At 72.6% G+C, this 25,124-nt stretch carries 23 protein-coding genes and 2 pseudogenes; 15 read left to right on the top strand and 10 right to left on the bottom strand.

Annotated elements, in window-relative coordinates; translation table 11 throughout:
• Positions 1-26: 26 nt before the first annotated feature.
• On the top strand, positions 27-446 hold the full coding sequence (locus tag ACTFTM_RS30050; RefSeq protein WP_355050955.1) for a VOC family protein: 420 nt from the start codon (positions 27-29) through the stop codon (positions 444-446).
• Positions 447-513: 67 nt separating this feature from the next.
• Entirely contained in the window at positions 514-1,164 is a 651-nt protein-coding gene (locus tag ACTFTM_RS30045) for a histidine phosphatase family protein (protein ID WP_449563672.1), read from the top strand.
• Between the two features lie 7 nt (positions 1,165-1,171).
• Here ACTFTM_RS30045 and ACTFTM_RS30040 read toward each other — a convergent pair whose 3' ends face one another.
• On the bottom strand, positions 1,172-1,747 hold the full coding sequence (locus ACTFTM_RS30040; RefSeq protein WP_449563671.1) for a hypothetical protein: 576 nt from the start codon (positions 1,745-1,747) through the stop codon (positions 1,172-1,174).
• Positions 1,748-1,915: 168 nt separating this feature from the next.
• Here ACTFTM_RS30040 and ACTFTM_RS30035 point away from each other — a divergent pair, with 168 nt between their 5' ends.
• The 3 genes and pseudogenes from ACTFTM_RS30035 (at position 1,916) to ACTFTM_RS30025 (ending at position 6,912) form a co-directional block, all read left to right on the top strand.
• Positions 1,916-4,303, top strand: coding sequence for a M4 family metallopeptidase (locus ACTFTM_RS30035; protein ID WP_449563670.1), 2,388 nt, complete (start codon positions 1,916-1,918; stop codon positions 4,301-4,303).
• 111 nt (positions 4,304-4,414) lie between these two features.
• Positions 4,415-5,181, top strand: a pseudogene (locus ACTFTM_RS30030) (enoyl-CoA hydratase/isomerase family protein).
• A 195-nt stretch (positions 5,182-5,376) separates the two neighbouring features.
• Positions 5,377-6,912: a protein kinase domain-containing protein gene (locus ACTFTM_RS30025; RefSeq protein ID WP_449563669.1), complete on the top strand. Its 1,536-nt coding sequence runs from the start codon at positions 5,377-5,379 to the stop codon at positions 6,910-6,912.
• A gap of 68 nt (positions 6,913-6,980) precedes the next feature.
• Here the strand turns inward: ACTFTM_RS30025 and ACTFTM_RS30020 are convergent, their stop codons facing one another.
• The 4 genes from ACTFTM_RS30020 to ACTFTM_RS30005 all read right to left on the bottom strand — a co-directional run bounded on the left by ACTFTM_RS30020 (position 6,981) and on the right by ACTFTM_RS30005 (position 11,026).
• On the bottom strand, positions 6,981-7,424 hold the full coding sequence (locus tag ACTFTM_RS30020) for an HNH endonuclease (RefSeq protein WP_449563668.1): 444 nt from the start codon (positions 7,422-7,424) through the stop codon (positions 6,981-6,983).
• Between the two features lie 213 nt (positions 7,425-7,637).
• Positions 7,638-8,894 carry a hypothetical protein gene (locus ACTFTM_RS30015; RefSeq protein ID WP_449563667.1) on the bottom strand — a complete coding sequence of 419 codons (1,257 nt, stop codon included), beginning with the start codon at positions 8,892-8,894 and terminating at the stop codon, positions 7,638-7,640.
• Between the two features lie 66 nt (positions 8,895-8,960).
• On the bottom strand, positions 8,961-10,514 hold the full coding sequence (locus tag ACTFTM_RS30010) for an FAD-dependent oxidoreductase (RefSeq protein WP_449563666.1): 1,554 nt from the start codon (positions 10,512-10,514) through the stop codon (positions 8,961-8,963).
• Between the two features lie 29 nt (positions 10,515-10,543).
• Positions 10,544-11,026: an MSMEG_6728 family protein gene (locus ACTFTM_RS30005; RefSeq protein WP_449563665.1), complete on the bottom strand. Its 483-nt coding sequence runs from the start codon at positions 11,024-11,026 to the stop codon at positions 10,544-10,546.
• Between the two features lie 96 nt (positions 11,027-11,122).
• On the opposite strand from ACTFTM_RS30005, the pseudogene ACTFTM_RS30000 reads away from it, so the two are divergent.
• A pseudogene (locus ACTFTM_RS30000) lies at positions 11,123-12,469 on the top strand (potassium channel family protein); the annotation flags it as partial.
• 411 nt (positions 12,470-12,880) lie between these two features.
• On the opposite strand, the gene ACTFTM_RS29995 reads toward ACTFTM_RS30000, so the two are convergent.
• The gene (locus ACTFTM_RS29995; protein WP_449563664.1) at positions 12,881-14,119 is read right to left on the bottom strand and encodes an APC family permease; all 1,239 of its coding nucleotides are present in this window, start codon (positions 14,117-14,119) and stop codon (positions 12,881-12,883) included.
• An 11-nt stretch (positions 14,120-14,130) separates the two neighbouring features.
• The gene (locus ACTFTM_RS29990; RefSeq protein WP_449566769.1) at positions 14,131-14,847 is read right to left on the bottom strand and encodes a phosphatase PAP2 family protein; all 717 of its coding nucleotides are present in this window, start codon (positions 14,845-14,847) and stop codon (positions 14,131-14,133) included.
• A 107-nt stretch (positions 14,848-14,954) separates the two neighbouring features.
• Between ACTFTM_RS29990 and ACTFTM_RS29985 the strand changes: the two genes are divergently transcribed.
• The gene (locus ACTFTM_RS29985; RefSeq protein ID WP_449563663.1) at positions 14,955-16,178 is read left to right on the top strand and encodes a DUF4032 domain-containing protein; all 1,224 of its coding nucleotides are present in this window, start codon (positions 14,955-14,957) and stop codon (positions 16,176-16,178) included.
• Between the two features lie 370 nt (positions 16,179-16,548).
• Here ACTFTM_RS29985 and nagA read toward each other — a convergent pair whose 3' ends face one another.
• Genes nagA through ACTFTM_RS29970 form a run of 3 tightly spaced genes read right to left on the bottom strand, consistent with a single transcriptional unit; the run spans position 16,549 to position 18,746 of the window.
• Positions 16,549-17,658: an N-acetylglucosamine-6-phosphate deacetylase gene (nagA, locus tag ACTFTM_RS29980; RefSeq protein WP_449563662.1), complete on the bottom strand. Its 1,110-nt coding sequence runs from the start codon at positions 17,656-17,658 to the stop codon at positions 16,549-16,551.
• A gap of 15 nt (positions 17,659-17,673) precedes the next feature.
• Positions 17,674-18,627: an ROK family protein gene (locus tag ACTFTM_RS29975; RefSeq protein ID WP_449563661.1), complete on the bottom strand. Its 954-nt coding sequence runs from the start codon at positions 18,625-18,627 to the stop codon at positions 17,674-17,676.
• Positions 18,624-18,746, bottom strand: a complete 123-nt coding sequence (locus tag ACTFTM_RS29970) for a hypothetical protein (RefSeq protein WP_449566786.1) — start codon at positions 18,744-18,746, stop codon at positions 18,624-18,626. The genes ACTFTM_RS29975 and ACTFTM_RS29970 overlap by 4 nt, the downstream gene beginning before the upstream one ends.
• A gap of 202 nt (positions 18,747-18,948) precedes the next feature.
• On the opposite strand from ACTFTM_RS29970, the gene ACTFTM_RS29965 reads away from it, so the two are divergent.
• From ACTFTM_RS29965 to ACTFTM_RS29930, 8 genes are all read left to right on the top strand, one after another.
• Entirely contained in the window at positions 18,949-19,734 is a 786-nt protein-coding gene (locus ACTFTM_RS29965) for a DeoR/GlpR family DNA-binding transcription regulator (RefSeq protein ID WP_088987368.1), read from the top strand.
• Between the two features lie 120 nt (positions 19,735-19,854).
• Positions 19,855-20,865, top strand: a complete 1,011-nt coding sequence (locus tag ACTFTM_RS29960; protein WP_449563660.1) for an ABC transporter ATP-binding protein — start codon at positions 19,855-19,857, stop codon at positions 20,863-20,865.
• Entirely contained in the window at positions 20,862-21,878 is a 1,017-nt protein-coding gene (locus ACTFTM_RS29955) for an ABC transporter permease subunit (protein WP_449563659.1), read from the top strand. Before ACTFTM_RS29960 ends, ACTFTM_RS29955 begins: the two co-directional genes overlap by 4 nt.
• A gap of 110 nt (positions 21,879-21,988) precedes the next feature.
• Positions 21,989-22,411 (top strand): DUF3263 domain-containing protein, encoded by a 423-nt coding sequence (locus ACTFTM_RS29950; protein ID WP_449563658.1) that lies wholly within the window; start codon positions 21,989-21,991, stop codon positions 22,409-22,411.
• Between the two features lie 189 nt (positions 22,412-22,600).
• Positions 22,601-23,239, top strand: coding sequence for a hypothetical protein (locus tag ACTFTM_RS29945; RefSeq protein ID WP_449563657.1), 639 nt, complete (start codon positions 22,601-22,603; stop codon positions 23,237-23,239).
• Positions 23,236-23,631, top strand: coding sequence for a phage holin family protein (locus ACTFTM_RS29940; RefSeq protein ID WP_449563656.1), 396 nt, complete (start codon positions 23,236-23,238; stop codon positions 23,629-23,631). Before ACTFTM_RS29945 ends, ACTFTM_RS29940 begins: the two co-directional genes overlap by 4 nt.
• A gap of 24 nt (positions 23,632-23,655) precedes the next feature.
• The gene (locus ACTFTM_RS29935; RefSeq protein WP_449563655.1) at positions 23,656-24,255 is read left to right on the top strand and encodes a DUF3618 domain-containing protein; all 600 of its coding nucleotides are present in this window, start codon (positions 23,656-23,658) and stop codon (positions 24,253-24,255) included.
• Entirely contained in the window at positions 24,224-25,105 is an 882-nt protein-coding gene (locus ACTFTM_RS29930) for a hypothetical protein (protein WP_449563654.1), read from the top strand. The genes ACTFTM_RS29935 and ACTFTM_RS29930 overlap by 32 nt, the downstream gene beginning before the upstream one ends.
• Positions 25,106-25,124: the final 19 nt, after the last annotated feature.

Below are 25,124 nucleotides of genomic sequence, written 5' to 3'. Positions count from 1 at the left end.
CAGGGCCACCCTTTACGGTCATGGGCATGACGATGAACGCGATCAGCCGCTCCCAGATCTACGTCCTCGACCAGGACGAGGCGCTTGACTTCTACGTGAACAAGCTCGGCATGGAGGTCAACACCGATCAGGATCTCGGCTTCATGCGCTGGCTGACGGTCAACCTGCCCGGCGACCCGGAGCGCGAGATCCTGTTGGAGAAGCCCGGCCCGCCGGCGTTGGACCCGGCGACGGCCGAGCAGGTGCGGGAGCTGCTCACCAAGGGCGCCCTGGGCGGGTACCTCTTCATGACCACCGACGACGCCCACAAGACCCACGAGGACCTGGTGGCGAAGGGCGTCGAGATCACCGACGAGCCGACCGAGCGCCCGTACGGGATCGACTTCGGCATCCGGGACCCGTTCGGGAACAAGATCCGTATCGGCCAGATGTTCCCCCGGGCGTAGCCACAAGATCAAGCAACCGGAGGGCGCGGGCCAGCACCGCGCCCTCCGGTGTGTTGGGGTGTACGGCATGCGAACGCGGCTGCTGTACCTGACCCGACACGGCGAGCAGGACCTCACCGGGCACACCGACACGGGCGCGACCGAGCCGGACACCGGCCTGTCCGAGCGCGGCCGGCGGCAGGCGGCGCTGCTCGGCGAGCGGCTGCGGGGCCGGTCGTTCGCGGCCGTCCACCACGGGCCGCTGCGCCGGGCCGCGCAGACCGCCGAAGTGGTCGCCGCGGCACTGCCCGGCGTTCCGGTGTACGCCACCGAGCTGGCCGGTGACCACCTCCCGCACGACACGGACCCGACCGGCCTGCCGTCGGCGTACGCCACGTTCCTGGCCGGATTTTCGGCGGTCGAGCGGGCCGACGGGCCGCGCGTGACGGCGGAGGCCGTGCGGCGCTTCACCGGACCGGCCGCCCCCGACGACGCGGCGGGCGAGGGGGAGCCGGTCCGCGAGCTGGTGGTGACGCACACCTTCCTGATCGCCTGGCTGATCCGGCACGCCCTGGACGCGCCGGAGCGGCGGTGGCTGGGTGTGAACCACCACAACGCGGGGTTGACCGTCATCCGGTACGGCCCGGCCGGGCCGCCGAACCTGATCGCCGTCAACGACGTGGCGCACCTGCCGGCCGAGCTGCGGGGCACCGGTCTTCCCCCGGACTACCTCGTGTGACCTGCCGTCAGGCGGTGACCTTCAGCAGCAGCTCGACGAGTTCCCGGGTGGCGGGCGGCGGCGCGGGATCGGCGGGGCAGTCGACGTACCCGGTCTCGACGGTCCCGACGGTGAGGCGGTAGCTGAACGCGTCGGCGCAGCTCGACGTGGTGGCCGTGCGACGGGCCTCGGCGCTCAGCCGTGGGTCGGCGGCCAGTCCGTGCAGCCGGCCCAGGTCGGCGGTGCCGAGTTTGCCGGTACGACGGCCGCCGCCCCGGTCCACCACGGTCCACCGCCCGTCCGGCTCGACGGTGATGTTGTCGCCGCGCCCGGCGAAGCCACCGGAGCGGAACAGCGCGACCCGAGCCCGGTCGTCGGCCTTCGGGCCGCTCGGCGCAGCGCCGCTCGGGGCCGGGCCGCTCGGCACAGGCCCGCTCGGGACCATGCCGCTCGGCGCGGGGATGTTCGAGAGGTCCGGGCCCGCGGTCGCGCCGGTGCCCGGTGGCAGGTCGGTGGGGGTGGCGGACCGGTCGGTGCCGGTGCAGCCGGCCAGGAGAGCGGCCAGGAGCGCGATGGTGACGCCGGTCGTGGAGGCGGATCTCATGTCCGTCGGACGTGCCGATGCCGGCGTTGGTTCCCTTGTCAAGGCACTCATCCGTTCGGCCAATCTCAATGTCTGGGAGCGGTCGAAGACTTCTCTTTTCTTCAACGCATAGCTATATCTACATGCGTGACTACCCCCGTCACACCCTTTCTCCTTCCAGGAGGGCACGTGAAACGACCCCTCGCGGCCGTCAGCGCAGCGCTGCTCACCAGTGGCCTGTTGACCTGCGTCGCCACCGCGGCGCACGCCGCCGCACCTCCCGCTCCCGCGCCGGACGCCTCCGCCGCGGCCCGAGCGGCGACCGTCCTGCGAACGAACCCCGGCGCCGTCCAGGGTTCCGGCGCCGAGTCCTACCAGGTGCAGAGCACCCGGTTGGACGCCTCCGGCGCGGCGCACACCCGCTACACCCGCACCTACCAGGGACTGCGGGTGTACGGCGGTGACTTCGTCATCCACACCGCGCCGAACGGCACGTACGCCGGCAGTTCGGTCGGACTCGCCGCACCGCTGACCCTCCTCACCACGCCACGGGTCAGCGCCGACGCGGCGAAGAAGACGGCCCGCGCCGGATTCACCGGCAAGGCCGAGACCGTGGGCACTCCCGAACTGTTCGTCGACGCCAGCTCGGGCAAGGGCCGACTGGCCTGGGAGACGGTGGTCGCCGGCTGGCAGCCGGACGGGCAGACGCCGTCGCGGCTGCACGTCATCACCGACGCCACCTCCGGCGCGACCGTCGGGTCGTACGACGAGATCGTGTCGGTCACCGGCAGCGGCCAGGGCCTCTACACCGGCACGGTGAGCATCGACACGACGCTCTCCGGCAGCACGTACCAGATGGTCGACCCGGTGCGCGGCAACGGCCGTACCTGCGACATGAACAACGGCACGTCGTCCTGCACCACGTTCACCGACGCGGACAACGCGTGGGGCACCGGCACCACCTCCAGCCGGCAGTCCGCCGCCGTGGACGCGCACTTCGGCGCGGCCAAGACATTCGACTACTTCAAGAACGTCCACGGCCGTAACGGCATCTTCGGCAACGGCAGCGGTGTGCCGAGCCGGGTCCACTACGGCAACAACTACGTCAACGCCTTCTGGGACGGCGCCCAGATGACCTACGGCGACGGGTCGAGCAACGCCCGCCCGCTGGTCGCGCTGGACGTGGCCGGGCACGAGATGAGCCACGGTGTCACCGAGGCGCTGGCCGGCCTGGTCTACTCCGGCGAGTCCGGTGGCCTCAACGAGTCCACCAGCGACATCTTCGGCAACATGGTGGAGTTCTACGCCGCCGCGCCGAGCGACCCGGGTGACTACCAGGTCGGTGAGAAGATCAACATCAATGGCAACGGTACGCCGCTGCGCTACATGTACAACCCGTCGCTCGACGGCGCGTCCGACTCCTGCTGGTCCACCAGCACCAAGAACAAGGACGTGCACTACTCCTCCGGCGTCGGCAACCACTTCTACTTCAACCTCGCCGAGGGCACCGGCGCGACCTCGTACGGCACCTCGCCGGTCTGCGGCTCCGCCCCGGCGGTGACCGGCATCGGTCGTACCAAGGCGGAGAAGATCTGGTACCGCGCCCTGGACGTCTACTTCACCTCCAACACGTCGTACGTCAACACCAGCAACCCGGCGAACACGGCCCGGGCCTACAGCCTGCGGGCGGCCACCGACCTGTACGGCAGCTGCTCGACCGAGTACAAGGCCGTGCAGGCCGCCTGGACGGCGGTCAACGTCGCCGGTAACGACGCGCCCTGCTCCACCGGCAACGACTTCTCCGTGTCGCTGTCGCCGACCGCCGGCTCGGTGAACCCGGGCAGCGCGGTCTCCACCACCGTGTCGACCGCCACCACGAGCGGCTCGGCGCAGACCGTGACGTTCTCCGCGTCCGGCCTGCCCAGCGGCGCGAGCGCCGCGTTCAGCCCCGCCTCGGTGACCTCGGGCGGGTCGTCCACCCTCACCATCAGCACCTCCGCGAGCACCCCACCGGGCACCTACTCGGTCACCGTGAACGGCGCGGGATCGGTCACCCGTACCGCGACCTACACGTTGACCGTGAACGGCACCGGCGGCGGCTGCACCTCGGCGGGCCAGAAGCTGGCCAACCCGGGCTTCGAGTCGGGCGGCACCGGCTGGACGGCCAGTTCCGGGGTGATCACCAACTCCAGCGGCCAGGCGGCACACGGTGGGTCGTACAAGGCATGGCTGAACGGGTACGGCAGCACCCACACCGACACGCTCGCCCAGTCGGTGGCCCTCCCGGCCGGGTGCTCGTCGTACACGCTGAGCTTCTGGCTGCACATCGACTCGGCCGAGACGACCACCAGCACCGCGTACGACAAGCTCAACGTGCAGGTGCTCAACTCGGGCGGGACGGTGCTGGCCACGCTGGCGACCTACTCCAACCTGAACAAGGCCTCCGGCTACAGCCAGAAGTCCTTCTCCCTGGCCGGGTACGCCGGTCAGACCGTCACCCTGAAGTTCACCGGCACGGAGGACTCCTCGCTCCAGACGTCCTTCGTCGTCGACGACACGGCGGTCAACGTCTCCTGACCTGACCGACACCCCGGGCCCGGCGACCACCGCAACGGTGGTCGCCGGGTTCGCGTCCGGGCCGTTCTGGCAATCTGGGTCGGTTCGGGTGGCGTTGGAGGAGGGGTTTGCGTGTCGGACGCGGAGTTGACTGTCGCGGTGACCGGACCGGTGGCGACCGTCGTGATCCACAATCGGCCCGCCGGAACGCGATGACGGCGGCCATGTGGCGGCAGCTCCCCGAACTGCTCGACCGGCTGGAACCCGACCCCGACGTACGGGCCCTGGTGCTCACCGGCGCGGGCGACGCCTTCTGCGCCGGCGCCGACCTGGGCGATCTGGCCGAGCTGCTGGACGCCGGCGACACCAGCATCGCGGTCGCCGCCGAGGAGCGGCTGGCAAGCTTCGCCAAGCCGACGATCGCCGCGATCCGGGGCGCCTGCGTCGGGGGAGGCGCGCAGCTCGCGGTCGCCTGTGACCTGCGGATAGCGTCGGAGGACGCCCGGTTCGGCGTACCTCCGGCCCGGCTCGGGCTGGTCTATCCGGCGCCGACGACGCGCCGGCTGGCGCGGCTGGTCGGCCCGTCGGCGGCGAAGCACCTTCTTTTCACCGCCGAGTTGATCGACGCCGAGCGGGCCCTGCGGATCGGTCTGGTCGACGAGGTGCTGCCGGGCGACCGCCTCGCCGAGCGGATGGACGACGTCACCGCGACGATCGCCAAACGGTCGGCGCTGAGCGTCGCCGCCGCCAAGGAGATCGTGGACGACCGCGCGGGGCCGGCCCGGATCGCCTGGTGGCACCGGAAGGTCGCGGACAGCGGCGAGGCCCGCGAGGGCGTGGCGGCCATGGCCGAGCGCCGTACGCCCCGCTTCGCCTGGCGGGCACCGACCGAGCGCTGAAGCTGCCGGACCCGGCCCCTGATCCAGTCGGGTTCCAGGAAGGCGGGGTGTCCCGTGCGCGGGGACACGCCGATGTCCTGCAACCCGAGTCGAGCCCGGTAACCGGTCCTCGGCGGCAGCCACCGCGGTTCCACCCATTGCGAAACCTCGATCCCGGGTGGTGCTGAACGTGAGTCGTACGGCAGTCTGTCGGTCGTGCAGCGTGATCAGTTGCTCGCGGGCCGCTACCGGCTCCTGGAGCGTCTCGGCAGCGGCGGCATGTCGGTGGTGTACCGGGCGTACGACGACGTGCTCGAACGGGACGTGGCGGTGAAGGTGCTCGTCGCTTCGGACCCCAACGCCCGGCAGCGGATCGGGGCCGAGGCCAAGGCGGCAGCTCGGTTGTCGCACCCGCACGTCACAAACGTCTACGACTTCGGCGAGTCGCGTCTCGACGGTGTCCAGGTGCCGTTCGTGGTGCTGGAACTGCTCAACGGCGACACCCTCGAAAGACGGCTGCTCGCCGGGCCGTTGCCGCCACGCGCCGCGCTGCGGGTCTGTGCCGAGGTGGCGTCGGCCCTCTCGGCGGCGCACGCCCAGGGGCTGGTGCACCGGGACGTGAAACCGGGCAACGTGATGCTCACCCCCACCGGCGCGAAGGTGCTCGACTTCGGTATCGCGGCGGCCGCCGGTGACTCCGAGATCGACTTCGACGGCCGGCTGCTCGGCACGCCCGCGTACCTCGCCCCGGAGCGACTGGCGGCCGGCGAGGTCCTGCCGGCCTCCGACGTGTACGCGCTCGGCCTGCTCCTGCACCGGACGCTCACCGGTCGGCTGCCGTGGGCCGCCGAGACGCAGACCGGGATGCTCCGCGCACACGTGCACGTCGATCCGGACCCGCTACCCGAGATCGACCGGGTGCCCGCCGAGGTCCACCGGCTCTACCACTGGTGTCTGGCCCGGAACCCCGACGACCGGCCCCCGGCGGCCGAAGTGGCCCGCATCCTGCTCACGGTCGTCTCCGGGCTGGCCGGTGCGACCACTGCTCCCGGGCCGGCGGCCGCGGATGAGGCCGCGACCCCGGAGCGTACGGACGCAGCGGGTGCGGACCCGGAGGTGGATGACGGCGCGTCCGCCCAGTCGACCGACGGCGTGAACCGCGCCCCCCGGCGTCGGTCCTGGCGTCGCCACCGGCTGGCGCTGGTGGTCGGCGGGGCGGTGATCGCCGCCGTGGCGGTGGCCGGGTCGCTCGGCGACTACAGCGCACGACGGCACGACGGCGCCACTCCGGAAACCGGCGTCGGCACGGGTGACACCACCACGGTGGGGCTGCCGCAGGACGTCGCGCAGCCCGAACCGTCCACTGTGCGCCCGCCCGCCGACCCGACGGCCCCTGCCACGTCGGCCGCTCCCCGCCCTGGCCCCGGAGCGGGCCCGGCCCGGACGCCGCCCCCTGGTCAGCCCTCGCCGACCCTCGCGCCGACGGCCGCCCCCACGACCGCCTCCCCGCCCGCCCAGGCCCCGGGGGTGACCGTGCGCGCCCAGGGCGGGACAGTCACCGTCCGCTGCGTCGGGGGATCGGCCGAGCTGCTCACGGTCACCCCCGCGTCGGGTTACCAGGCGGAGCCGTACGACGCGGGGCCGGCGAAGCAGGTCCAGGTCGAGTTGACCTCACCCGAGCACAGCAGCGAGATCCGGGTCCACTGCGCCGCCGGGCGGCCGAAGCCGAAGGTCACCGAGCGCGCCGCCTGACCGGGGCCGACGGGTGCCGCGCCGGGGCGTACCCCGGACGCGGCCCCCCGTTCCCGCCGGCCGGTCGGTCACCGCCCGGCGAGAGCCGACCAGCCCGGGTTCACCGGCTCGCGGCGCAGCGGCATGCCCGCCTCCGCCGGCGTACGGTCACCCTTGCGCTGGTTGCAGCCGTAGCAGGCGGCGGTGGTGTTTCGCCACGTGTTCCGGCCACCCCGGGAACGCGGCAGGATGTGGTCGATGGTTGAGGCGGGGCCACCGCAGTACGCGCAGCAGCGGTCGTCGCGGCGCAGCACTCCGGCCCGTGACCAGGCCGGCCCGGCGTTGAACCGCCACCGGGTGACCACGTAGCGGACCAGCCGCACCACCCGGGGCAGTGGGAAGACGCCGATCACCCGATCGGGCTCCGCCTCGTGGATCTCGGCCACCCGTCGGCAGAGCATCCGGACGGCGTGTTGGACGGTGACCCGGTGCAACGGGCCGAGGTCGGCGTTGACGACGAGAACGGCGTCCACCGGGACTCCTTTCGACAGTGGCGACGGACAGCGAAGAGCCGCCCGGTCCGGCGTTCGGACGGGCGGCTCGGCGTACGGGTACGCGTCAGCCGGGCCGGCCCGCCCGGGGGTGTTCCGCCGGCCGACCGCGACCGGTGAGCAGCGACGACGGCACGGTGGTGACGTGCGACATCGTCATGAGCTGCTCCCTCGGTGGTGGTTGACCGTGCGCGATCACGGTAGGTCCGCACGGGAGAGAGGGGCAACGTATTTCGATCGGCTGCCCGGCTCCTCGGGAGCACGCGGACGCCGGGTGCGGGGAGTGGCCCCCGCCGTGCGACGGGCGGCCGTCAGTGGCCGGTCCAGACGCAGCGCCATCCGCACGGTGAGTTCGCTGTCCAGCAGCGGCCGGTTGACCTCGCCGGCGACCGCCAGCGCGGGTCCCGAGACGGAGCGCCAGATGGCGGCCAGCCCGGCGCCCAGGCCGAGCAGGGCCACGGCGGCCCGCGTGGTCGGTGAACCGGCCGCCGCGGCGGCGCTCACCCCGACCAGCGCGAAGAGCACCACCAGCAGTGGCACCAGCACCGGCCAGAAGATGCCCCGGGCGGCCTGGGCCACCAGCCGCCGGTCCCGGATGATCAGGTTCCGGGCGACCACCGCGTAGTCCTCCTCGTCGAGCAGGTCACGCGGGTGCAGGCCGCCGGTGAGCACGCCGCGCCACAGGTCACCCTGGTTCCGCAGCTCGCGGCTCAGCTCGGCGGGCTCCGGTTCGGCCGGGTCACCCCGGCCGGCCCGTTCCACGGCTACCGCCCAGGCGGCCAGCGAGCGGCGCACCACCGCGGCCGAGTACGGCGGCAGCACGCTCGCCAACTCGTCCAACCACCGGCTGATCTGGACCTGCCGGCCGTCGAACCGGCGCAGCAGTTGGGCGGCGTCACCGGGCCGGACCGTGTCGGCCAGGGAGCGGCCCAGCCGGTAGGCCAGTCCGACCCGGAGGTTGGTGGCCATCGCCCAGCGCAACACGTCCACGTTGAGGTCGTCGAGAGCGAGCAGCAGCGGTTCGGTGTCGACCAGGTGCGGCTGTTCCCGATCGGGCAGCCGGTCCAGATCGGGCAGCCGGTCCAGGTCGGGTAGCCGGTCCAGGTCGGGTAGGCGCGTGCGGGCGGCGGACGTGTCGGGCAACGAACCGGTGTGCCGGGTGAGCGCGGAGATCTGGGCCAGCGCGACATCGACGCCGTCGAGGTACATCCGCATCCGGCGGGGGAGTGACATCTCGGTCAGGTTGGAGAGCTTGGCCGGTGGATGGGCCGGCGTGGCCGGCCCCGGCTCGGCGTGCTGTCCGTGGTGGTAGGCGTCCGCCATCCACCAGCCCAGCCGCAGCGCGGTGACGACGCAGGCGCGCTCGTCACGGATCAGCGGGTACGCGTCGTCCCGGGCGGCCTCGTCGGCCGGTCGTACGTCCGCCGCGCCGGCGCGGTGCAGTGGTGACATCGCCGCTGCCCTCCCGCCCGATCGATCGACGGTTGATCAATCGAGCGTACGGCAGCGTACCGTCGCTTATGTCGCTTTTTGTCGGTTTGGGGTGACCCGCCCGGCCAGCAGGCCACGCGGGCGGACCGAGCGCACCGGCTCGGTCGCGGCGCCCTGTGCCCGCAGGATGTGGTTCGCCGCGATGATTCCGGTCGCCGCGGAGCGTTCCATCAGGGCGCTCGGGAAGTCCGTCGCGATCCCGTCGCCGGCCAGATAGACACCCGGCGCCTCGGTGCGGACCCCCGGACGCCAGGCGTGGCTGCCCGGCGTGAACGCCGGTGCCTGCGCCTCCACCCGTGCGCGCAGCTCGCGGACCCGCAGCGCCGAAGCCTCCGGCCAGAGCGCGACCAGCTCGCGGCGCATCCGCTCGGCCAACTCATCGGCCGGCACACCGGGCTCGCAGGCGTACGCGTGCAACTCGACGACCGAACCACCGGTCCCGCGCGCCCAGCGCCGCGACTCGTTCTCCAGCCGGTGGTACAGCGTCACCGAGTCCAGTGTGGGCTGCCGGGACACGCCGCTGAACACCGCCCGGTCGGCGGCGACGTCGCCGTCACACCAGTACCGCGCCACCGCGTACGGCGGGCCGGGCCTGCCGAAGCGCGGCATCCGTTCCGCCAGCTCCGGCGCCCGCGCGACCAGGTCGGGAGAGGCCGCCACCAGCGCGGCGAGCGCCGGCGGGTCGACGGCCAGCACCACGTGGGCCGCCCGGTGGTCGCCGCCGTCGGTGGTCGTCACCCGCCAACAGTCGCCGTCGCGGTGCACCCCCGTCGCGGCGGAGCGGGTCAGCACACGACCGCCGTGCTTCTCCACGTGCCGCGTCAGCGGCTGCCAGATCGCCGTCGCATAGTCCTCGTCCGGGCAGTCGAAGGCCAGCCCCTCCGGATTGCCGAGCAGGTAGAAGTGGAACTGGGCGACCATCTCGGCCGCCGACATCTCCGCCTCGTGGTTGAAGAACGAGTGGGAGAAGACCTCGAACAGCATCGCCCGCGCCCGGTCCGGCAGCCGCAGTGACGCCAGCAAATCGTCGGCCGTCGTGTCGTCCAGCTCGGCGTAGGTGCGGACCGGATCGTAGGTGAGCAGCGGCAACGCCGCGTCCCGGTCCATCGACCGCAGGTCCGCCAGGCGCAGGCTGGGACTGCGCAGCAGCAGCGCGAGCAGGTTCGCCGGAGGCGCGGGGGGCAGCTTGCCGAACTCCTCGGTCGGCCACTCGGCGCTCAGGATCGGATAGCCCGGGATCGGTTTGAGAAAGCCCAGGTCCGGTTCGACACGACGGAGGATGGACCGCCAGTTGTAGTACTGCCGGAAGAACGCGTGGAAGCCGTGCTCGTTCTGCTGCTCCCCGTCGGGCAGGGCCTCCGGCCAGGCGCCGAGCCGCCCACCGATGGTCGGCGCCGCCTCCAGCACGGTCACGTCGACGCCACGCTCGGCGAGCACCACAGCCGCCGACATGCCGGCGATGCCACCGCCCACCACGACCGCCGCGACCGGTCGCGGCACGCGGTCGGCGCCACCACCGCCGGGGTCCACCTCATGCTGGCGTACGCCGATGAGCCGACCCACCACACGCGACAGCGCCACGGGCACCTCCCTCGTCTGCCGCCAGTCTCCTACGGCAGGCAGCGCGGCGCGCGGTCGGACGCGGGCCAGACGTACTCCAGGTCGTCCGGCGTGTCGGCGTCGAAGATCGGGCCGTAGTGCGTCGGGTCCTTGCGCAGCAGGGAGGAACGGTGGCTCAGGTGCAGGTCGTCACGGCCGAGCCAGGGCGGCAGGTCACCGGCGCTGGCCAGCTCGTCCTGGGTGCGTACGACACCTGCCCCGCAGGCGGCGGCGAGGTCGACGGTCAACGTGGTGGCACAGGTGTCCGCCCGGCCCGGTTCGGTCCAGACGGCACACATGTCCAGCCCGTACCGGGTCAGCGCCTCCTCGTACCCGGCCCACATCTTCACCGCCGGGTGGTTGCGCCACCCGTACCCCGGCCAGGTGAGCCCGCGCAGCACCTGGATGGCCTCCACCCGCTGCTTGCCCAGCCGCTTCTGGTCGAGCGCGCGGGCGCTGGCCAGAAAGTCCGGGTACGGGAGGAAGGTCTGCATGGCAGGTGCTCTACCCACGGCCCGGGTCGCCATGCCTGCGGTGGGGACGATCCGGGTCGGGTCGCCCAGGGTGATCGTGCTGGTTACGATCCGGGCATGGCGGAGCCGTGGCGGGACCGGGCGCGACGGGCGGTCGAGTGGAACTGGCGGCTCCGCTCCGCCGGCGACCCGCGCCCGCACTACGTGATCTGTGGCCGGGACGCCCTCGCCTACTACGTGGCCCGCGCGCTGCTCGAATCCGACCTGCCCGTGGGTGGCGCACGGGTGACCGTCGTGGTGCCGGAGCGCTACCGCAGCACCGGTCCGGACGTGGCGAGTCTGCGCGGCGTCCGCGTGATCCGCTCGGAGCGCCTGGACGTGGGGACCTTCGAGGCCGCCGGGCTGGCCGGGGCGACCGGACTGGCCCTGCTGCACCAGGACGACGTGGGCAATCTGCACGCCGCGCTCTGCGCGCAGGCCGTCGACCAACGCGTCCGGCAGGTGCTGCGAATGTTCAACGGCACCCTCGCCGACGGCGTCCGCAAGCTGATCAGGGCGCCCGTCGAGGTGCTCTCCGATGCCGAGATGGCCGCCCCGGCGTTCGTGGCCGCCGCGCTCGGCGAGGTCGACCCCAGTTCCTTCCAGCACCGGGACAAGACGTTGCGGGTGGCGCGGCGTGCCGACGTGCGGACGCAGGACGTGGTGTGCGCGTTGGCCCGCCCCGACGGGCGACAGGGGGTGGAGCTGCTGCCGGCCGAGCAGGCCGGAGCGGACCTGGTGCTCGCCGAGGCGACCGGTCAGCCGCCGGGCACCGAGGTCGCCGCGCGGCGGCTGGTCCGGGCCAGACGTCGACGCCGTCCGGTCGCGGTGCTGGTGCGTGCCGTACGCGGCTTCGCCACCCGCAAGATCGGCATCGCGGTGATGCTGGTGCTGGCCGTGATCGCGGTGTTGGGCGCGCTGATCTCCCGCGCCGAGAACGTCTCGCCGCTGGAGGCGCTGTACCTGACGTTGGTCACCACGCTCAGCGGCGCCGATCCGGACACCGGCAAGGCGGCCGACGCCCAGATCATGCAGGTGGTGCTCAACCTGGCCGGGCTCGCGCTGATCCCGCTGATCACCGCCGTCGTCGTGGACGGCATCGTCAACGCCCGTCTCGCCCTGCACACCGGTCTGCTGCAACCGGCCCGCGCCGGGCACGTCGTGGTGATCGGCCTCGGCAACGTCGGCACGCGGGTGATGGCCCAACTGCGTGAGTACGACGTCGAGGTCGTGGCGATCGACAAGGACCCGGCGCCGCGTGGCGCGGCCCTGGCCCGCCAGTTGGAGGTGCCGCTGGTCGTCGGTGATGCCGCGCTGCCCGAGACCCTGGCCGCCGCGTCGGTGGCGAACTGTCAGGCGCTGGTGGTGGCGTCCACCGACGACGTCGCCAACCTGGAGGCGGCCCTGGCCGCCCGCGACCTCCGCGACGACCTGCGGGTGGTGTTGCGGCTCTTCGACGGTGACTTCGCCGAGCGGGTCGAGGAGACCTTCGCGCTCGGGGTGTCCCGATCGGTGTCCTATCTGGCGGCGCCGGCCTTCATCGGCGCGCTCACCGAACGCGCGGTCATCACCACCATCCCGGTCGACCGGCACGCGCTGCCGGTCGCCGAGGTGCCGGTCGCCGCCGGCTCCGAGCTGGACGGCCGGCCGTTGGACACCGTCAACCGGGACGGGCAGGTCCGGCTGATCGCCCGGACCCCGGCCGGTGGCGCGAGGACGATCTGGTGGAAGGACCTCGACCCGCGACAGGTGATCTTCGCCGGTGACCGGCTCACCGTGGTCGCCCGCCGACGCGGCCTGGACTGGCTGACCCGGCAGGCCGCCCCGCCCGCCGGTCTAGCGACCCCGCTGCCGCAGGCCGTGCCACACGGCACCGGCGGCGAGTACGCCGAGGCCGGCGAGGACGCTCCCCAGCGGCAGGTTGAGCGCGAGCAGCAGGCAACCGACCAGCCCGAGCCCGGCGAGCACCTGCACCGGTAGCCGCCGGTCCGGGTCCCGGCCCAACGTGAGCGCCGCCGCGTTGGTGATCGCGTAGTAGACCAGCACCGTGCAGCTGGAGAAGCCGATCGCCTGCCGTACGTCGCCGAGCAGCACCACCACGATCACCACGGCGGCGACGGCCAGCTCGGCGCGGTGCGGTACCCGGCGCACGGGGTGCACGGCGGCCAGCGCGCCGGGCAGGTCGCGCCGGCGGGCCATGGCGAGCGTGGTGCGGCCGACCCCGGCGACGAGGGAGAGCAGCACCCCGACGACGGCGATGGTCGCCCCGGCCCGGATCGCCCAGGCCAGGCCGGGCAGCCCGGCGGCGGTCACCACGTCGACCAGGGGCGCTGCGGACCCGGCCAGCCGGTCGGCGCCGAGCACGCCGAGCGTGATCACGGCCAGGACCAGGTAGATCGCCAGCACCGCTCCCAGTGCCAGCGGCACCGCACGGGGGATGGTCCGCTCCGGGTCGCGGACCTCCTCGCCGAGCGTGGCGATCCGCGCGTACCCGGCGAAGGCGAAGAACAGCAACCCGGCGGCGGTGAGCACACCCCGGGCGGAGCCGCCGGCATCGGTCAGCCGGTCCAGGTGCACCGGCCCGCCGACCAGACCGACGACGGCGACGAGGGCCAGCACGGCGAGCACCAGCGCGACGAGCGCCTTCGTGGCGGTGGCCGTCTTGCCGATGCCGCGCAGGTTCACGGCGGTCACCGCGAGCACCGCGCCGACGGCGACGAGCCGGGTCTGCCCCGGCCACAGGTACGCCCCGATGGTCAGCGCCATCGCCGCGCAGCTCGCCGTCTTGCCGACCACGAACCCCCAGCCCGCCACGAATCCCGCCAGCGGGCCGAGGCGTTCCCGCCCGTAGACGTAGGTCCCGCCGGACTCCGGATACCGGGCCGCCAGCCGCGCTGAGCTGGTCGCGTTGCAGAAGGCCACGAAGCCGGCGAGCACCAGCGCGGGCAGCAGACCGGCGCCGCCGGCCGCCGCCGCGGCCGGGGCGAAGACCACGAAGACGCCCGCGCCGAGCATCGAGCCCAACCCGATGACAACCGCATCGGGTACGCCCAGCCGCCGCGCCAGTTGATCCATGAGCGGAAACCCTAGGTGTACGACGTGAACGGCCGGTCCCACTCGCGCAACCGGCCGGGGATCGGCACATCGTCCCACGGCACCCGGTGCAGCAGCCGGTCCAGGAAGAGGCCGAGCAGTAGGGCCGCGACGCCGTCGGTGAGCCAGTGGAAGTTCAAGTACGTCGTGGTGACCAGCAGGATCGCCGGCGGTGCGAAACGGATCAGGCGGTACACGCTCGGGTGCAGTCGTCCGGCCGTCAGCGCGGTCAGCAGCACGGCGATCACCCCGTACCAGACGATCGCGTTGGCGACGTGCCCCGACGGATAGGAGAGGTCGTACTCGGTGGGCGGCAGGTCGTTGAAGATCCGGACGGACTGAGCCGGCGGCAGATCCGAGCTGGGCGCTGCCCGATCGGTCACGATCTTGAGCGGGCCGACCGTCAGGTACAGGAGCACGAATGTCGCCGCCAGCAGCAGCAGCGGCCGAACCGTGCGGGAACGCCACGCGACGGCCAGGCCGAGAGCCCCGGCGATCGGCATCAGCAGCCAACCACCCTGCCCGAGGAAGTTGAACGCCCGCGCCGTCCAGTAGATCGGCGCCGGGTGATGGGCGTAGGCCCAGTCCCGGACCGCGAGGTCCAGCCCGAGCAGCGCCCCGTTGGCGAGCGCCAGGGTCACCGCCCCGAAACCGGCCAGCAGCAGGGCGTCGAACCACCAGCCGGCCGGCCGGACGGCCCGGAGCCGCAGGTCACGTCGTACACCCGTGGGTTTGAGCACGCGACCACGCTACCGGCCGGGATGTGCGGCGCTGTGGGCCCAGCCACGATGTGCGGCGGATGCGGGGGTGACCCGTCATGCTTGTCCCCGTGCGGATCACGTCTGCCCTCGTCGACCCGGCGCTGCTCGACCTCCCGTGGTCGACGCCGCTGGAGGAGTGGCCTGCCCAGCACCTGGTCGCGCTGCCCCAGGGCATCTCCCGGCACATCGTCCGGTTCGTCCGGTTGGGCGACTACGTGTACGCCTTCAAGGAGACCCGGGAGCGGATCGCCGAGCGGGAGTACGACCTGCTGCGGGCGTTGGAGCGCATCGACTTCCCGTCGGTGGAGGCGGTGGCCGTCGTCGCCGACCGGCAGACCGAGGACGGCGAGCCCCTCGAATCGGTGCTGATCACCCGGCACCTCCAGTTCTCGCTGCCGTACCGGGCGCTCTTCTCGCACACCCTGCGGCCGGAGACGATGAGCCGGCTGCTCGACGCGCTCGCCGCCCTGATCGTGCGGATGCACCTGACCGGCTTCTTCTGGGGCGACTGCTCGCTGTCGAACACGCTGTTCCGCCGGGACGCGGGAGCCTTCGCCGCCTACCTGGTCGACGCGGAGACGGGGGCGCTGCACAATTCGCTCTCCAACGGGCAACGCGGCGAGGACCTGGAGATCGCCCGGGTGAACATCTTCGGAGAGGCGTTGGACCTGCAGGCCGCCGGGCTGCTGCACGAGTCCATCGACCCGGAGGTGGTCTGCGAGGAGGTCGTGCAGCGTTACGAGCGGCTGTGGCACGAGATCACCTACGAGCAGGCGATCGAGCGGCAGGCACGGCACGACATCGAGGGCCGGATCCGTCGCCTCAACGACCTGGGTTTCGACGTGGCCGAGGTCGCCATGTCGAGCGCCGCGGACGGGCGTTACCTGGTCCGGCCGAAGGTCGTCGACGCCGGCTACCACACGCGGCGGCTACTGCGGCTGACCGGCCTGGACGCCGAGGAGAACCAGGCCCGCAAGCTGCTCAACGACCTCGACGCCTACCGTGCGGAGAGCGATCTGACCGACGAGCAGCAGGCGGCGCACCGCTGGCTCACCGAGGTCTTCGAGCCGGTCGTCCGGGCCGTGCCCGCCCACCTGCGGCGCAAGTTGGAGCCGCAGGAGCTGTTCGCGCAGATCATCGAGCACAAGTGGCTGCTCTCCGAGCAGGCCGGCCGGGACGTGGGGATGCGCCACGCGGTCCAGTCGTACCTGTCCGACGTGCTGGTGCACCGCCCCGACGAGCAGGCAGTCCTCGGCGTCGACGTCCCCGCCCTCGGCTGACGGACCGGCTGATCCCACGGGGTGGGGTAGTCGCCCGACTGCGCTGCTGGCGGGGTAGTCGCCCCAGCGCGGTACTGCCACCGGGACGCTTTGGAGCTGAATCGTTTACGACATCGGCCTCCCAGCCGACGACTCGACGCGGCACAGTCGCACGCGGCACGGTCAGCAGCATTGGCCACGACGAGCCGATTCGTTTACGACATCAGCTCCAAAGCGTCCCGGTGGCAGTAGCCGGGTCGGGGTGGCGCGGGGGTGGCGCTGCGCCACGACCGATCGCGCGGGGACCGCTGAGCACGGGCCGCCGGGCACAGGCCGCCGGGCACAGGCCGCCGGGCACGGGCCGCCGGGCAGGGGGTGCCCAGCGGGTCGGTCACTCCACCCAGGAACCGCCGCGCAGCACCCGTACCACGTTGAGGTCGTCGTCGAGCACGACCAGATCGGCGCGCAGACCCACCTGGAGGGCGCCGACGCGGTCGCCCAGGCCGATCGCGCGGGCCGGGGTGGTCGCCGCCATCCGGGCGGCGTCGGCCATCGGGATTCCGGCGTGCACGGCGTGCCGCAGCGCCGCGTCCATGGTCAGCGTGCTGCCGGCGATCGCGCCGTCGCGGGCCAGCCGGGCCACCCCGTCGGTCACCGTGACGGCCTGACCGCCCAACTCGTACTCACCGTCGGCCATCCCTGCGGCGGCCATGGCGTCGGTGATCAGCGCGGCCCGGTCGGGGCCGGCGGTCGTGGTGGTGAAGGCGAGCATGCCGTCGTGCAGGTGGACGCCGTCGGCGACCAGTTCGCAGACCACGGTGGACGCGTCGAGCAGGGCCACCACCGGGCCCGGTTCGCGGTGGTGCACCGGTCGCATGCCGTTGAAGAGGTGCGTACCGACGCTCGCTCCGGCGGCGACCGCGGCCTGGGTCTGCTCGTAGGTGGCGTCGGTGTGACCCACGGCGGCCACCACGCGCTGCGCGGCGAGCAGCTTGATCGCCTCCAGCGCGCCATCGCGTTCCGGGGCGAGAGTGACCATGCGGACCGCGCCGTGGCCCAACTCGATCAGCTCGGCCAGCTCGTCCGTGGACGGGTCACGCAGGTACTCGGGGTTCTGCGCGCCGCAACGGGCGGCGGAGAGGTAGGGGCCCTCGAAGTGGATCCCCGCCAGCACACCCTCGTCGACGAGCGGCGCGAACGCCTCGGTGGCCGAGCGCATCACCGCGAAGGGCGCGCTGACCAGGCTGGCCAGCAGCGTGGTGGTGCCGTGTCCCAGGTGGAAGGTGGCCGCCGCGCGGGCCTGGTCGGCGTCCCCCGTAGTGAAGGTGTGCCCGCCGCCGCCGTGCGTGTGCATGTCCACGAAGCCCGGCAGGATCCAGTGTCCGTCGCGGACCGACGGGTACTCGGCCACCGCGGTGATCCGTTCACCGTCCCACTCGACGCAGCCCTGCCGGATGACACCGGTCGGGGTCACCACTCGGCCGTTCACCCGTTCGGTCATCGTTCCTCCTGTTGGTCAAGCACGGTCGGCGGTCAGGGTGTCCAACACGAGCAGGGCCGACCCCAGGCAGCCCGCCTCGTCGCCGAGGGCCGCCGTAACGAGCCGCGGCTCACGGTGGAAGGTCATCCGCTCGTGCACGGCCGCCCGGAGGGGGACGAGCAGCAGGTCGCCCGCCTGGGCGAGACCGCCGCCGAGCACGATCGTCGTCACGTCGAACAGTGCCTGCCCGGTGGCCAGGCCGTCGGCGAGCGCCTCGACGGCCGACTGCCAGACCTGGGCGGCGAGCGGCTCGCCGGCCGCCGCACGTTCGGCCACGGCGGCAGCCGTCACGGGAACGTCGGGCCGTCCGCCGGCCAGCTCGGCGTAGCGCCGGCCGATCGCGGACGCCGACGCGACCGCCTCCAGGCAGCCGGGCCGCCCACATCCGCAGCGCGGGCCGTCCGGTCGGACCATGATGTGGCCTATCTCGCCGGCCGCGCCGTGCGCGCCGACGGCCGCCACGCCGTCGACGACGTGCGCGGCAGCGATGCCGGTGCCGATCGCCACGAAGAGCACGTGGTCGGCGCCGCGCCCGGCCCCGAGCCGCGCCTCGGCGAGACCACCGACGCGCACGTCGTGGCCGAGCGCGGTGGGCAGCCCGAGCCGTCGCACCGCCAGGTCCCGCAGCGGTACGTCCCGGAAGCCCACGTTCGCCGACCACACCGCGACACCGCGCGCCTCGTCCACCACCCCGGGGACCGCGATGCCGATGGCGACCGGGGTGAGACCGTCGGCGTGGGCCTTGGCGGCCAGCCCTTCGGCGATGTCGAGGATGGTGTCGACCACGGCCGCCGGCCCGCGCGCCGCGTCGGTGGGGTGTCGTTCGGTGCGTACGGCGACGCCGTCCGGCCGGACCAGGGCGCACTTCATGCCGGTGCCGCCGACGTCCAGCGCCACGACCACCCGGTCGTCGCGCGCGGCACCGCTCACGCCAGTACCACTGACCGGGACACGTGTCGGGGCGCATCCGGGTCGAGGCCACGGCTGGTCGCCAGGGCGACCGCGAACCGCTGGGCCAGGCTCGCGATCTCCGCGTCCACGTACGCCATGGGCAACTCCTCGCAGGGCCGACCTGTCTGCGCAATACGGCTCGTAAGGGCCGTATTTCGCGCGTTATTCTGCGCGAACCGGGGTGCTCGTGGCAACCGGCCGACCGATCGCGCAGGCCAGCCTTTTGCGCGAGGCTAGTTTCGCGCACTAGTGTGCACGCAATCAATCACCGAACGTGCAGTAACTGGGAGGGCCCCCGAGGTGGACCGGTACGCCAGATGGAACGCCCTGCTGGAGATGCTGACCGACAACGGTCGGGTCAGCGTGGAGGCGGCCGCCGAGCGGCTGGACGTCTCTCAGGCGACCATCCGGCGTGACTTCGACCAGCTCGCCCAGCAACAGATGATCACCAGGACCCGGGGTGGCGCGGTCGCCAACGGTGTCTCGTACGACCTGCCGCTGCGCTACAAGACGGCCAAGCACTCGGCGGAGAAGCAGCGGATCGGCGCCGCCGCCGCGGCCCTCGTCACGCCCGGAACGGTGGTCGGGCTGAACGGCGGCACCACGAGCACCGAGGTTGCCCGGGCGCTGGCCGTTCGGCCGGACCTCAACACCAGTGCCGAGGGCGCCCAGCTCACCGTGGTGACGAACGCGCTGAACATCGCAAACGAGCTGCTCGTGCGGTCCCGGATGAAGGTGGTGGTGGCCGGCGGGGTCGTGCGCCCGAAGTCGTTCGAGCTGGTCGGCCCGCTGGGTGGCGCGTTGCTGCGGGAGGTCACCCTGGATGTCGCCCTGCTCGGCGTGGACGCGATCGACCCGCAGCTCGGCGCCGCCGCCCACCACGAGGGAGAGGCGGCCATGAACAACCTGATGGTCGCCCGCGCCAAGCGGGTCGTGATCATCGCGGACTCGTCCAAGCTGGGCGGTCACGCCTTCGCCCGGATCTGCCCGGTCGAGCGGGTCGAGACGCTGGTGACCGACTCCGGGGCCGCGCCCGAGGTGGTGGAGGCCTTCCGGGCGGCCGGCGTGCAGGTCGTCTGCGCCTGAGCGGTCACGCTCCGTCGATGAAATGCATCGACCGGCGTGTCACTGCATACCCGGTATTGCGCAGCGCTGCATACCGCGTATGGTGTCGGCTGTCACGCCCACCATCGGGGGAGGTGCAGCTTGCCAGCTGTCCTGGAGATCGAAGGTCTACGTAAGACGTACAAGAGTCGTCGACGCGGCACCCGCAACGCGCTCGACGGCTTCGACATGCGGGTCGACGCGGGGCAGGTGCACGGCTTCCTGGGTCCCAACGGGTCCGGTAAGACCACCACGCTGCGTACGCTTCTCGGCCTGATCCGGCCCGACGGCGGACGGATGACGCTGCTCGGGCACGAGGTTCCCGCCGCGCTGCCCACCGTCGCCGGTCAGGTCGGCGCGATCGTCGAGAGCCCGCAGTTCTTCCCGCACTTCACCGCCCGGGACACGCTGTCCCTGCTGGCCGGGGCGGGCGAGGTGCCCGCCACACGGGTCGACGAGGTTCTGGAGCTCGTCGGGCTACGCGACCGGGCCGGCGAGCGGGTGAAGACGTACTCGCTGGGCATGAAGCAGCGGCTCGCCGTCGCGTCCGCCCTGCTGAAGAACCCGCAGCTGCTCATCCTCGACGAGCCGGCCAACGGCCTCGACCCGGGCGGCATCCGGGAGATGCGCACTTTGATGCGCACGCTCGCCGAATCCGGGATGACCGTGGTGCTGTCCAGCCACATCCTCGGCGAGATCCAACTCATCTGCGACTCCGTCACCATCATCTCGCTCGGTCGACGGGTCGCCTTCGGCCCGGTCGACGAGGTGCTCGCCCAGCACTCGTCCGGTGCCGTCCGCGTACGCCTCGAGGCGGTCAGCGACCTGCCGACGGCCACCGAGGCCCTCACCCGGGCCGGCATCCGGGTCACCGGGCACCCGGACCACCTCATGCTGACCGGCGTCGACAAGCCGGCGTCGGTGACCCGGCTGCTCGCCGAGCAGAACCTGTACGTCAGCGAACTGGCCCCGATCGCGGTCGACCTGGAGAGTGTCTTCCTCGAACTGACCGCCACCGCGCCGGTCCCTGGCCAGCACCGGCAGGTCGACGAGTCCACGAAGGTCGGTGGGACGGGTCAGCCCGGCGCCACCGGAGGAGGGTGGGGCGCGTGAGCCTCTATCGGACTGAGCTGCGCCGGCTGGCCAAGCGGCGCTTCACCCGCTACATGTCGCTGCTCGGCCTGCTGGTGCTGGCCGCCGTGGTGGTCGGTGTCTTCTTCACTAACCAGAAGATCGACGCCGGTCAGCTCGCCAAGGCCGAGCGGCAGGCCGACCAGCAGTACCAGGAGCAGGTCCGCTGGAGCGAGCAGGAGCGGGTCAACTGCGAGGAGGCCAAGAAGGCCGGCACGCCGAACGACGGCCGCTACCCCGAGGACTGCTCGGTGATCACGCCGCCAGCGCGGGAGCAGATCCAGGCGGAGTGGTTCCTGCCGTCGACGTTCAACTTCCGTAAGACGTTCGACGAGACACTGGTGCCGTTCGCCGCGATCCTCGCCCTGGTCGGGTTCGTGATCGGCGCGTCCTTCGTCGGGGCCGAGTGGAGCACCGGCGGCATGATGAATCTGCTGCTCTGGCGGCCGAAGCGACTCACCGTACTGCTCACCAAGCTGGCCGCGCTGCTCACCGGCATCCTGGCGGTGACGCTGCCCGCCGCGGTGCTGTGGTTCGCCGGCTTCTGGGCGGTCGCCAGCTTCCGGGGCAGCACGGAGAAGATGACCTCGGGGGCCTGGCAGTCGTTCGTCCTGACCGGGGTACGCGGCGTGGCGCTGGTGCTGGTCATCACGACCATCGGCTTCGCGCTCGCCTCGCTGGGCCGGCACACCGCGATGGCTCTCGGCGGCGTCGTGGCGCTGATGGTGGTCGGCCAGTTCGGCCTCGGCATCCTGCTGGCGATGGCGAACGTGAAGTTCGCCGAGGCGTGGCTGCTGCCGACGTACGCGCTGGCCTGGATGACGAAGACGGTCAAGCTGGAGAACTGGCAGTCCTGCAACGCGACCTACTACGGCGAGTGCAAGCCGGAGACGATGGACATCACGTGGCAGCAGTCCTCCGCGCTGTTCTCGATCGGGCTCGTGGTGATTCTCGGCGCGGCGATCTGGGCGATGCGTCGCCGCGACATCTCCTGAGCGGTACGTGAGTGACCCGGCGCGGCCGGCTTCGACGTCGGTGTTCCGACGTGCGGGGCCGGCCGCGCCGGCTGCTGCGACCGGGGCCTGCCCTGACTAGGCTGAACGCCATGCCCGCCGACGCCACCCCGGCCGCCCCCGAGCCGTCCACCGACGCTCGCCCGGGCGGGACGGCCGCCGGCGCAGCGCCCAGTGTGCCGACCCCGCGACCGGCGCCGCCCGTCGAGAGCACCGACGACGACGAGCTGGACGACACGGCCGCACCGGCCGACGCGACGACCGCCGCTCCCGCCGCTCCGGCGGTCGGCCTGACCGCTCGCGAGCAGGCCATACTCGCCTTCGAGCAGCAGTGGTGGCGGCATGCCGGCGCCAAGGAGCAGGCCGTACGGGACACCTTCGGCGTCTCCTCGACCCGGTACTACCAACTGCTCAACGGCCTGCTCGACAATCCTGCGGCGCTCGCCGCCGACCCGGTGCTGATCGGCCGGCTTCGCCGGCTGCGCTCGTCGCGGGCCCGCAACCGCCGCCGCTGACCGACCTGTCCGGTCCGACCGGTGCCGGCGCTGCCGTCCGCTTCGCTTCCGGGCGCAGCCGGTTGCCCGCCTTCCGACGGTCTCTCCCGGTCGTCCCGCCCGCCGGCTCGCATGTCGGCCGGGCCCACGGGTACGCGACGGGAGTTCCGGGGTCGCCAGGCGACCGAGCACCCAGGAGGGGAGCGGAGCATGACGGCAACCAACCAGAGCAGCAGCGGGCAGCAGGCCCGGCAGGAAGCGTCCCGCGTCGGCCACCAGGCCACGCAGGCCGGCGGGCAGGTTGCCCACGCCGCCGCCGAGCAGGGTGGGCAGGTGGCCGCCGAGGCGCGTCGGCAGGCCCGTCAGTTGACCGGTCAGGCCGGTGGACAACTTCGGGAACAGGCCCAGACGCAGCAGCGGCGAGCCGCCGACGGTCTGCGCGACATCGGTCGGGAACTGGGGTCGATGGCTGAGCGTGACGGTGATTCCGGGCTGGCGGGTCAGGCGGTACGCCGCGTGGCCGACGCCGCCCAGCACGCCGCCGGGTGGCTCGACGAGCGTGAACCCGGCGAGGTGCTCGACGAGGTGCGCACGTACGCGCGGCGTCACCCCGGTACGTTCCTGGCGGGCGCGGCGGTGGCCGGACTTCTGGTCGGACGGCTCACCCGCGGCCTGACCGGCTCGGCCTCCGGCAACGGCGGAGGCGGCGGCATGTCGAGCGGCCAACCGATGCCGCAGGGCGCACCGGACCAGGACGGTCAGCAGCCGTACGTGGGGGCGGCGCGGGCGCAGAACGTCTCGCCCGCCGGTCGCCCGCAGCCGGACGTGCCGGGCGGGGTGGCGCCGTGAGTGCCCCGGAGAAGGAGCGGACCCAGGCGTCGGTCGGCGACCTGCTGGGCGACGTGACCCGGGACCTGTCCACACTGGTGCGCAAGGAGGTCGAGCTCGCCAAGGCCGAGCTGCGCGAGGAGGTCAGCCAGGCGGGCAAGGCCGGCGGTATGTTCGGCGGCGCGGGGCTGGCCGGGTTCCTGGCCGTGCTCTTCGTGTCGTACGCCGTCTGGTGGGGGCTGTCCAACGTGATGGACGAGGGCTGGGCGGCGTTGATCGTCGCGATCGTCTGGGCCGCTGTCGCCGGTGGCCTCTTCCTCAACGCACGGACCCAGCTCAAGCGGGCACGCGAGGTACTGCCCCGAACGAAGCAGACCGCCCGGGAGTTGCCGGACGCCCTGCGGGGCCGGTGACCGAGTCGGTAGGGAGAGCAGAGCATGTCGAGTGATCCGGATCGGATCCGGTGGGAGATCGAGACCACCCGAAACGAGTTGAGCAGTGACGTCGACGCCCTGGCCGACAAGGTCAACCCGCGTCGGATCGCCGGTGACAGCGTCGGGCAGGCTCGCGGCGCGCTCACCCGAGCGAAGGAGAAGATGATGGGCAGCTCCAACCACCTGGGGCAGGAAGCCGGCCAGCGGATGTCGCACGCCGCGGGCTCCGTACGCGACGAGACCCGTTCGCTCGGGCAGCAGTCGCGCGCGCAGGCGCAGGGCAACCCACTGGCCGCCGGGCTGGTCGCCTTCGGCGCCGGCCTGCTGGCCGCCTCGCTGATTCCGCCGAGCGGGCGCGAACGTCAACTCGCCGGCCGCGCGAGGGACATGGTGAGCGAGCACTCGGGCGAGCTGCGTCAGCAGGCGAGCCAGGTCGGCCATCAGGTCCAGGACAACCTGCGGGAGCCCGCGCAGCAGGCGGCCCAGTCGGTGCGTTCCAGCGCCCAGCAGGGGATGTCCGCCGTACGCGACCAGGGCCGTTCGGCCGCCGGTCAGGTGCAGGGGCAGGCGCATGCGGCCGCCGACGACCTTCGGCAGCGCTGATGTGACGGGGCCGGCGTCGATGATGCGGGTGCGTTCCGCGTCCGCGCCGGCCCCCGGTCGGCCGGTCAACGAGGACGTGGTCTTCCAGTTCGGTCCGCTGGTCGGCGTCCTGGACGGCGCCACGGTGCCGGACGGCTTCGACACCGGCTGCGTCCACGGGCCGGAGTGGTACGTCCGACACCTGGCCGCCCGGCTCGCGGTGGCGGAGGCGGTCCGTCCGGCGGCCCGCCTCACCAGCAACCTCGCCGCGGCCATCCTCGCCGTCCGCGCCGACCACGGCGGGCAGTGCGACCTCGACCATCCGGTCACCCCGTCGAGCACCGTCTGCCTCCTGCGCGACTGCGGCGACGAGGTCGACTACCTGGTGCTCTGCGACAGTCCGCTGGTGCTGGACGTGGGCGGTCAGGTGAGTGTGGTGACCGACGATCGACTGGACACGGCGATGGCCGAGCTGCGGCAGACCCTCGCCACGGTGCCGGCGGGCGCATCTGACCCGGTCGAGCGCTTCCGGCACGCGGTGGGCGTCCAACGGGAGCGGATGAACCGTACGCACGGCTACTGGGTGGCGGCGGCCGACCCGGACGCGGCCTTCCACGCGGTGACCGGGACGGCGCCCCGGCGGGGTTCGGCGGCTCTGCGCCGGGCGGCGCTGCTCAGTGACGGCGCGTCCAGTGCGGTCGAGCAGTTCGGGCTGACCGACTGGACCGGACTGCTCGACCTGCTGAGCGCCGAGGGTCCGGCCGCGCTGCTCGGTCGGGTCCGGGACGCCGAGCGCGATCATCCCGATCGGCTCCGCCGGCACAAGTCCACGGACGACGCGTCGGTGGTGTTCTGCGAGTTCGGGCCATAGGCCATATGACGACGGAGCG

The sequence above is a fragment of the Micromonospora sp. RB23 genome, from assembly GCF_053585025.1.
Note: the sequence above shows the minus strand (reverse complement) of the source record. Positions and strands in the feature narration are given on the sequence as shown.